Annotated in this window: 5 protein-coding genes; 3 read left to right on the forward strand and 2 right to left on the reverse strand. The window is 67.1% G+C overall.

Annotated features, from left to right (window positions below):
- The coding region (locus tag V7787_RS51955) for a Tex family protein (RefSeq protein ID WP_336095319.1) at positions 1 to 2,156 on the reverse strand (2,156 nt) is incomplete at its 3' end.
- Positions 2,157 to 2,426: 270 nt separating this feature from the next.
- On the opposite strand from V7787_RS51955, the gene V7787_RS51960 reads away from it, so the two are divergent.
- Both V7787_RS51960 and V7787_RS51965 read left to right on the forward strand, forming a co-directional pair.
- On the forward strand, positions 2,427 to 3,236 hold the full coding sequence (locus V7787_RS51960) for a ferredoxin--NADP reductase (RefSeq protein ID WP_336095320.1): 810 nt from the start codon (positions 2,427 to 2,429) through the stop codon (positions 3,234 to 3,236).
- A 47-nt stretch (positions 3,237 to 3,283) separates the two neighbouring features.
- Positions 3,284 to 3,898, forward strand: a complete 615-nt coding sequence (locus tag V7787_RS51965; RefSeq protein ID WP_336095321.1) for a TlpA family protein disulfide reductase — start codon at positions 3,284 to 3,286, stop codon at positions 3,896 to 3,898.
- Between the two features lie 236 nt (positions 3,899 to 4,134).
- Here the strand turns inward: V7787_RS51965 and V7787_RS51970 are convergent, their stop codons facing one another.
- Complete coding sequence (locus V7787_RS51970) at positions 4,135 to 5,061, reverse strand: LytTR family DNA-binding domain-containing protein (RefSeq protein WP_336095322.1); 927 nt, start codon at positions 5,059 to 5,061, stop codon at positions 4,135 to 4,137.
- A gap of 164 nt (positions 5,062 to 5,225) precedes the next feature.
- Between V7787_RS51970 and V7787_RS51975 the strand changes: the two genes are divergently transcribed.
- Positions 5,226 to 6,413, forward strand: a complete 1,188-nt coding sequence (locus V7787_RS51975) for an acyltransferase family protein (RefSeq protein WP_336095323.1) — start codon at positions 5,226 to 5,228, stop codon at positions 6,411 to 6,413.
- Positions 6,414 to 6,425 lie beyond the last annotated feature (12 nt).

Here is a 6,425-nt window from a genome sequence, read left to right on the forward strand (position 1 = left end):
ATGTCGACTTCCAGCACCCGCACCTTGACCACGTCGCCGGCCTTGACCACTTCGCGCGGATCCTTGACGTACTTGTCCGACAAGGCCGAGATATGGATCAAGCCGTCCTGGTGCACGCCGATGTCGACGAACGCGCCGAACGCGGCGACGTTGCTGATCACGCCTTCCAGGATCATGCCGACCTGCAGATCCTTGAGCTCTTCCACGCCGTCGGCGAACTTCGCCGCCTTGAACTCGGGGCGCGGATCGCGGCCCGGTTTTTCCATTTCCTTGAGGATGTCGCGCACCGTCGGCACGCCGAATTTTTCGTCGGTGTAGGCCTCGGGCTTGAGCCCGCGCACGAACTGCGGATCGCTCAGCAGGCTCTTCACTTCGCGCCCGCACTGTTTGACGATGCGCTCGACCACCGGATACGCCTCCGGGTGCACCGCCGATGCGTCCAGCGGCTCATCGCCGTCGACGATGCGCAAGAAACCGGCGCACTGCTCGAAGGTCTTCTCGCCCAGACGCGGCACCTTCAACAAAGCCTTGCGCGAGACGAACGGGCCGTTTTCGTCGCGGTGGCGGACGATGTTTTCCGCGACCGTGCTCGACAGGCCCGACACCCGCGCCAGCAACGCGGCCGAGGCGGTGTTGACGTACACGCCGACCGCGTTCACGCAGTCTTCCACCCGCGCGTCGAGCGCGCGCGCCAGACGGTATTGGTCGACATCGTGCTGGTACTGGCCCACGCCGATCGCCTTGGGCTCGATCTTGACCAGTTCGGCCAGCGGGTCCTGCAAGCGCCGCGCGATCGACACCGCGCCGCGGATGCTCACGTCCAGATCCGGGAATTCCTTCGAGGCGAACTCCGACGCCGAATACACCGACGCGCCGGCTTCGCTGACCACGGCCTTGGTCAGTTTGGCTTCCGGCATCAGCTTGATCAGATCGCCGGCCAGCTTGTCGGTCTCGCGCGAGGCGGTGCCGTTGCCGATCGCGATCAGCTCCACCCCGTGCTTGATGCACAGCGCGCGCAGGGCGTGCAGCGACTGGTCCCACTGCTTGCGCGGCTCGTGCGGGTAGATGGTGTCGTGGGCGACGAACTTGCCGGTGGCGTCGACCACCGCGACCTTGACGCCGGTGCGCAGGCCCGGGTCGAGCCCCAGCACCGCGCGCGGGCCGGCCGGCGCGGCCAGCAGCAAATCCTTGAGGTTGTCGCCGAACACGTCGATCGCCTCGGCCTCGGCTTTTTCGCGCGCCTGGCCGAACAGATCCAGCAACAGGTGCAGATGCAGCTTGGCCCGCCAGGTCAGGCGGCAGGCGTCGAGCAGCCAGCGATCGGCCGGACGGCCTTGGTCGGCGATGCCGGCGTTGAGGGCGACGCGGCCTTCGCCGTAGGCGTGGCCGGAATCGGCGTCGCTGCCCGGGTCCAGATCCAGGAACAGGATTTCCTCGCGGCGCGCGCGGAACAGCGCGAGCAGGCGGTGCGAGGGAATCTTGGCCAGGGATTCGCAGTGGTCGAAGTAGTCGCGGTACTTGGCGCCTTCGTTCTCCTTGCCTTCGGCGACGCGGGCGCGGATCACCCCGACCTCGGTGAGCCAGGTGCGCAGTTCGCCGACCAGCTTGGCGTCTTCGCCCCAACGCTCCATCAAGATGGCGCGGGCGCCGTCGAGCGCGGCCTTGACGTCGGCGACCTGCTTTTCTTCGCTGACGAAGCCGGCGGCGAATTCTTCCGGCTTGAGGGTCGGATCGGCGAGCAGGCCGTCGGCCAGCGGTTCCAGGCCGGCTTCGCGCGCGATCTGCGCCTTGGTGCGGCGCTTGGGCTTGTACGGCAGGTACAGATCTTCCAGGCGCGACTTGCTGTCGGCGGCCTCGATGTCGGCGCGCAGTTCGTCGGTCAGCTTGCCCTGCTCGGCGATGCTGTCGAGCACGGCGATGCGGCGGTCTTCGAGCTCGCGCAGATAGCGCAGGCGCGATTCCAGATCGCGCAACTGGATATCGTCGAGCCCGCCGGTGACTTCCTTGCGGTAGCGGGCGATGAAGGGGACCGTGGCGCCTTCGTCGAGCAGACCGATGGCGGCGTGGGCCTGGGCGGTCTGGGCGCCGATCTCGGTGGCGATGAGTTGGGCGATCTTGTTGGCGATCTGCGCGGACTGCGTGTTCTTGTCTTGCATCGTTTCCAATCGGGTAGCCCCGGACTACGGGGGACGGGCGATTGTCGCAATGCGGGCGTGAAGGGGGAACCCGTTGACAGGGTTGGGATTTGGGGGTTGGAGCAAGAGCGAATCCCCCCTGCCCCCCTTTTTCAAAGGGGGGAATCCTTCGGCTGGGTGTGTGGAGAACTGGACTGGTTCGGATGCCGAACCTCCAATCCCGGGCTCAAGATAAGAATGGCTCTCATCCATCGGGTACAATGGCGCCCCCGCTCCACCCGAAACCCTGGCATGTCCTCCGCTTTTGGCACCGAGACGGTGCTGGACGTCCGTCACTGGACCGACGATTACTTCAGCTTCACCACCACCCGCGACGACGGATTCCGTTTCGAGAACGGTCAGTTCGTGATGATCGGACTGCAGGTTCCCAACGAAGCCGGCGTGTCCAAGCCGTTGCTGCGCGCGTATTCCATCGCCAGCGCGAACTGGGAAGAGCAACTGGAGTTCTTCAGCATCAAGGTGCCTAACGGCCCGTTGACCTCCAGGCTCAAATCGATCCAGCCCGGCGACAGCGTGCTGATCGGGCGCAAGCCCACCGGCACCTTGCTGATCCACGATCTGCACCAGGGCCGCAATCTGTATCTGCTGGGCACCGGCACCGGCTTCGCGCCGTGGCTGTCGGTGATCAAGGATCCGGAAACCTATGAGCGCTTCGACAAGGTCGTGCTCTGCCACGGCGTGCGCAGCGAGCAGGATCTGGCCTACCGCGACTACATCGTCAACGAGCTGCCGCAGCACGAATTCCTCGGCGAGCAGATCTCGGCCAAGCTCAAGTACTACCCGGCGGTGAGCCGCGCGGACTTCGTCTTCGACGGCCGCGATCAGCGCGGCCGCCTGACCGAGATGATGGACAGCGGCCGGATGATGGAACAACTCGGGATCGAGCCGCTCGACGCCGAACACGACCGCGCGATGATCTGCGGCAGCCCGCAGATGCTGGCCGATTTCCGCGAGATCCTCGATCGCCGCGGCTTCACCGCCGCGCCGCGCATCGGCACGCCGGGCCAGTACGTCTTCGAGCGCGCCTTCGTCGAGAAATGACCGGCCTGCTACGCTGGCCGGGTTCATCGGCTCGGGCAGCGGTCTGCATGCAAGCGAAAGGCAATCGGCGCGGGCTTGGCGCCGCAAGCGTGTTGAGCCTGGCCGGCTGGCTGTGCGCGCCGGCGGTTTCGGCGCAGGTCATCGCCGAGAATCCGCCGAGCGCGGAAGCCAAACCTGCGGCCAGCGCCGCCATCGCCGCGCCCAAACCTGGCGAAACGCCGCCGGATTTTCTCGGGCTGGATCGCGCCGGAAAACCGGTCAAGGTCAGCGACCATCGCGGCAAGCTGGTGGTGGTGAGTTTCTGGGCCAGTTGGTGCGCGCCGTGTCTGCGCGAGCTGCCGCTGCTGTCGGCGCTGCAGACCGGCGTCGGCCGCGAGCATCTGCAAGTGATCGCGATCAATCTCAACGAGCCCAAGCGCGATTTCGAACAATTCGTGCGGCTCAACCCCAAACTCGACCTGACCTACATCCACGACCCGGGTACCGCGGCCCGCTACTACGCGGTCAAGACCGTGCCGAACCTGTTCGTGATCGATCAGCGCGGCGTGGTCGCCAAGGTCCATCGCGGCTATTCGGCGCAGATGGTCGAGCAGTTCGCCAAGGAAATCGCCGAGCTGCTGCCGCCCGAGGCGCTCAAGCGACCCGCCGGAAAGCGCGATTGATCCAGACGCCGCATTGCCGCGACCGCCCCCTGTAGGAGCGGCGCGAGCCGCGATCAACCGAAGCGAATGACGCAAGCGCTTTGACCGAGGTTTGCGTGGTTCGAGCGCTCGGCCTTTTTCGCTTCGGATTCTAGCGCTCGGCCTTTATCGCTTCGGAAAGGAGCGTGGTAATGCGTTGCTTCGGTTGGTCGCGGCTCGCGCCGCTCCTACAGGCAGGCCATGCGGGAGCCAGGCGATCAGGCCGCCCGCCGCTCCTGCCGCAACGCGCCGCGATAGCGCCGGCTGCACGGGATCTTGCTGCCGTCGTGCATGGTGATGCGCGCGTCGCCGCTTTCCAGCGGTTCGATCTCGCCCACGCAATCCAGGTTGACCATGTAGCTGCGGTGCACCCGCACGAAACGGCCGGGGTCGAGTTGGGTCTCGATCGCGGCCATGGTGGTGCGCAGCGGGTAGTCGCGGCCGCGTACGTGCAGGTTCACGTAGTTGGAGGAGGCTTGCAGCCATTCCACTTCGCTGGCGGCGACCAGGAACTCCTTGCCCAGCTTGCGCACCAGGAACCGCTCCGGGCGCTCGGCCACGGCCGGCTCGGGCACGTCGTCGGGCGCGGCCAGCACGCTGGCCTCGCCCTGCCAGCGCCGCATCAGCAGGCGGTAGGCCTCCAGCCACAGCACCATGTAGGCGTAGGAGCGCACGTCCTTCAAATACTCGTAGACCAGGTTGATGCCCCACGGACCGAAGTCGTAGCTCTCGCCCAGCCCGGCGTAGACCAGCTTGCGCAGCGCGACCATGCCGGCCACGTGCAGCAGCGACCAGACCACGCTGCCGGCCAGGTGCCAGGCCAGCGCCCGCCGCCAGGTATCCAGATGGAACGGGATCTTGCGCGTGTACCACACCAGCGCCGGCACCAGCGCCAGCGCGACCGCGCAGCTGCTGATCTCCCACACCGCCGGCGCCCAGTCGGGGATGTCCAGGCCGTGGCGGTGGATGTCGATCACCGTGGTCAGGGTGCCGAAGATCGCGTTGGCGGCGAACAGCAGCACCCAGGCCGCCACTTCGACCGGGCGGCGCCAGGGTTGGTAGCGGTCCCAGGCGGTCGGCGGAGCGGCCGTGGCGACGGCGGCGTGCGGGTCGGCGGCGCGGGCCGCGGAAACATCGTCGGTCATGCCGGCATTCTCGCCTGCGCGGCGGCGGGGGCGGCAACCGGTCGTCCCCCGCTCGTCCCTGGGGGCCGCATTTCGTCCCCGCCGGGCCGCATCCGGTCACCCCGCGCTATCGGCCAACTGCCCGCGGCCACAGGCTTTGCCCACCTTCCCGCCGCGGACCCGCCATGCAACGCCGCTACGACATCGACGCCCTGCGCGCCATCGCCTTCGCCCTGTTGATCCTCTACCACTGCGCCATGCTGTACGTCGCCGACTGGGGCTGGCACCTGAAAAGCCCGCATCTGTCGGAGACCTTGCAGTTGCCGATGCTGTTCATGAACCGCTGGCGCATGGACCTGATCTTCCTGATCTCGGGCCTGTCGGTGCATTTCCTGCTGCGCGGCAGTTCGCTGGGGCGGTTCGTCGCCCAACGCAGCTGGCGCCTGCTGCTGCCGCTGACCTTCGGCTGCCTGGTGATCGTGCCGATCCAGCCCTATGCCCAGGGCGTGGCCAACGGCCTGGTCGAACCGGGGTTCGTCGACTTTCTGCTGCGCTACTACCGTTTCCAGCCGTGGCCGCAGGGCGCGTTCGACGGTTGGGAATACGGCTTCACCTGGAACCACTTGTGGTACCTGGCTTACCTGTGGGTCTACACGCTGGTGTTCGCGGCCCTGCTGCCGTTGTTCCGCAACGCCTGGGGACGGCGCCTGCACGGCGCGCTGGCCTCGCTGCGCGGCTGGGCCTTGATCGCCCTGCCCGCGCTGCCGTTGGCGGTCGCCTCGATCCTGTTGCAGCCGCACTTCAAGGACACCGGCGACCTGATCCACGACTGGCATCGCCACGCGATCTATTTCACCGTGTTCTTGTACGGCTACTGGCTCGGCAACGACAGCGGCCTGTGGCAGGAACTGGTGCGCCTGCGCCGGCGCACGCTGGCCCTGGCGCTGGGCCTGTTCGGCTTCTATCTGGCGATGATCACGCTGCTGCCCGAGGAGGTGTCCGACGGCGTCCAGTACGCCATCTGGACCGCGCGCAGCTTGTACATCTGGGCCGCGCTGTGCGCGATCCTGGGCTGGTCGCATCGGCTGCTGAACCGCCCGTTCCGCTGGCTGCCGTGGGCGACCGAGGCGGTGTATCCCTGGTACGTGCTGCACCAGAGCCTGATCGTGCTGATCGCGTACTGGATCCTGCCGCTGAAGTTCGGGCCGGTGGCCGAGCCGGCGATCGTGCTGCTGGGGACGGTGGCCGGGTGTTTCGTGTTGCACGAAATCATCCGGCGGGTGGCGGTGCTGCGGCCGTTGTTCGGGCTGAAGGCGCGGCGGGTTAAAGCGGATCGACCCGCGCCGGCGGCGCTGGCGGTGGGTACGGCCTGAGTCGCAACCTCG

It is taken from the genome of Pseudomonas sp. CGJS7 (assembly GCF_036961695.1).

Excerpts from the sequence above, each read along its gene's own strand:
- V7787_RS51970 (WP_336095322.1), bottom strand. The coding sequence starts at position 5,061 with ATGACCGACGATGTTTCCGCGGCCCGCGCCGCCGACCCGCACGCCGCC.
- V7787_RS51960 (WP_336095320.1), top strand. The coding sequence starts at position 2,427 with ATGTCCTCCGCTTTTGGCACCGAGACGGTGCTGGACGTCCGTCACTGG.
- V7787_RS51965 (WP_336095321.1), top strand. The coding sequence starts at position 3,284 with ATGCAAGCGAAAGGCAATCGGCGCGGGCTTGGCGCCGCAAGCGTGTTG.
- V7787_RS51975 (WP_336095323.1), top strand. The coding sequence starts at position 5,226 with ATGCAACGCCGCTACGACATCGACGCCCTGCGCGCCATCGCCTTCGCC.